The sequence below is a fragment of the Yoonia sp. genome (assembly GCF_030731595.1).
In the GTDB taxonomy this organism is placed as follows: domain Bacteria; phylum Pseudomonadota; class Alphaproteobacteria; order Rhodobacterales; family Rhodobacteraceae; genus Yoonia.
The window spans coordinates 1-2,356 of the sequence record NZ_JANQTS010000112.1 but is presented as its reverse complement, the minus strand read 5'-3'; the positions used below and the strand labels follow the sequence as shown (position 1 = coordinate 2,356).

Below are 2,356 nucleotides of genomic sequence, written 5' to 3'. Positions count from 1 at the left end.
CCAGATCAGTCGTGCGGGTGAAGAGAACACGGTAACCGTTCTCGACCAGTGCTAGTCCTATAGCTGAGCTCAAGTGGCTTTTGCCCACGCCAGGCGGTCCGAACACCAAAATGTTGTCCCCCTTTCCAATCCAGCTGTCCCCTGCGGTGATGGCGTTGACATGAGCCTTGGACAGCATGGGAACTGCCGCGAAGTCGAAGGTGTCGATCGTCTTGCCGGGTAGCAAGCGGGCCTGACTGACGTGGCGTTCGATGCGTCTGCGGTCGCGTTCTGCCAGTTCATGTTCCACCAAGGCGCTCAGAAACCGCGAGGCGGGCCAGCCTTCTTTGTCGGCCTGCTCGGCAAAGTGCGGCCAGAGCGCTTTTATGGCGGGCATACGTAGCTCGTTCAGCGCCAGGGTGAGGCGGGCGGTGTCGACATCGGTCTGCGTCATGCTGCGGCCTCCTGCATCATAGTCGAGGCGGACAGCAGATTGTTGTAGGCTGCCAAATCCCCGAGACGGACCTCGACTTTGGGCAATCCACCAGCGCAGGGGGCGAAGCGCGCACGTAGAGCTGCGATATCGGGTATTTGCTTTTGACGCATGTCTTCCTCGATCTGAGACGCCAGTTCAGCTTCACAGCCACGATCGTGGGCCAGTGCCAGAATATCCACAGTCATGCGACAGGCCTGTTTGTCGGATGTCTGTTCCAGCATCATGTCGAAGAGATCACGGAAGGCTTGGCGTGGAAACAGCTGATCACGGTAAGTCAGGCCCATCAGGGCCATGGGCTTTTGGCGCAGCGAGTGGATGACGTGATGGTAGCTGACGACATGCTGATGCGGCCCATGGCGTGCTGCCCGCGCCCGCGGCAATGTGAGCAGAAAGCTCGCCCCGAGAAAAAGGTCGATCCTGTCATCGTAGACACGCCCCCTGAGTTGATGGCCGATCAGTCGGGACGGGACGGTGTAGAAGACTTTGCGCAGCAGGAACCCGCCCGATGAGGTGACGCGGACCGTGACCTCCTGATAATCCGTTGTGCGTCGTGTCGGCAAAGGCTTGAGGCATGCGCGTTCAAGGTCGATCCGCTTTGCATTACGTGCATTGATCCGGCCCACGACGACATCAATGAAGCGTCGATAGCTGGGCAGGTCTGCAAAGTCGCGCGAGCCGCGCATGATGAGGGCGTCGTTGATCGCCCGCTTCAGGTGACCGTTGGGGCTCTCAATCGAACCGTTCTCATGGGCCACGCCTTTGTTATTGCGTGACTGCGCCATGCCGTAATGGGAGCATAGCCCTTCCATGCTGTCCGTCAGATCTTTCTCGACCGATACCTCCAGGTTTTTGAATGCCGCCGAGAGGCTGTCGGTGCGATGCTCTGCAGGCACGCCGCCGAGCGACCACAAGGCATTCTGTAGGCCTTCTGCCAGCGCGACATAGCTCTCGCCACCCAAAACAACATCGGCGTGCTCGAACCCTGAATAGGCCAACCGGAAGTGATACAGCCGATGCATCAATGGCTCGTTAGCGATGGTCACGCCGAGCTTGCCCATGTCAGTAAAGTCCGACAAGCCCATCTTGCCCGGCTCATGCACCTGTCTGAACATGACTTCCTGCTCGGGGCCGTGCTCAGCGCGCCACGTGCGGATGCGTCGCTCAAGCGTGCGACGAATGCCGGGGCTCAGATCCGCATGGCGGCGCTGTAGTTCTTCGAAAATCGCGACCGGCCTTAACCCCGGTGCTGACTTTAGAAGTGGCAGCACTTCGGTCTCGAAAATCTCTCCAAGCGGGTCTGAGCGGCGTCGGCTACGCGGCGCCTTCTTTTGTGAAGGCAATGTGGAACTGGCCTTCAACCGGTAGCCGGTGGCCTGGCTGAAACCGGCTTTGGTCGCTGCGACGGCGACGGGGTTGGTCATTTTGAGCGTCATGAAGCGCCTCATCTGTTGATAGGTGACATGGCAGCCCGGCATGAGTGATCCCTTCCAACACGGAAAAATCACCTTCTACCCGAACCGGTCACGACCGTCAGACCCACCCATGAAGGGCGAAACGCAGTTTTGGGACCCCTCCGGTCGGGCTACGCCCTCCCTACGTGGCCCCAAAACTGCGTTCTCATCCTGATTGACGCTGGATTCTCATCTTGATTGTCGCGCGGCAGGTATTGCGATCCGCGGTCGGAATGGTGGACCAACTCCTTGTTATCTTGTGTTTTTCTTTGCCAGATCGCCTGCTCCGGCGCATCGAGGACAAATTGTGTCTTCATGGATGTGGAGGTCCGCCAGCTGTTACCCGAAAGGGATTTGCGTGCAAATCACGCAGGGCTACGATCCGCCTTGCGAAAACGTCGATGACAAACGCCACGTAAACGGTGCCCGA

2 protein-coding genes and 2 pseudogenes are annotated in these 2,356 nt (G+C 58.9%); 1 reads left to right on the top strand and 3 read right to left on the bottom strand.

Annotated features, from left to right (window positions below; all coding sequences use genetic code 11):
* A partial coding sequence (locus tag NWQ23_RS13885; RefSeq protein ID WP_306166984.1) for an ATP-binding protein occupies positions 1 to 433 on the bottom strand: 433 nt, incomplete at its 3' end.
* A 205-nt stretch (positions 434 to 638) separates the two neighbouring features.
* On the opposite strand from NWQ23_RS13885, the gene NWQ23_RS16665 reads away from it, so the two are divergent.
* Complete coding sequence (locus NWQ23_RS16665; protein ID WP_372340138.1) at positions 639 to 794, top strand: siderophore-interacting protein; 156 nt, start codon at positions 639 to 641, stop codon at positions 792 to 794.
* Positions 795 to 1,038: 244 nt separating this feature from the next.
* Here NWQ23_RS16665 and istA read toward each other — a convergent pair.
* Together istA and NWQ23_RS13875 are read right to left on the bottom strand one after the other, a co-directional pair.
* Positions 1,039 to 1,896, bottom strand: a pseudogene (istA, locus tag NWQ23_RS16660) (IS21 family transposase); the annotation flags it as partial.
* Between the two features lie 239 nt (positions 1,897 to 2,135).
* A pseudogene (locus NWQ23_RS13875) lies at positions 2,136 to 2,356 on the bottom strand (hypothetical protein); the annotation flags it as partial.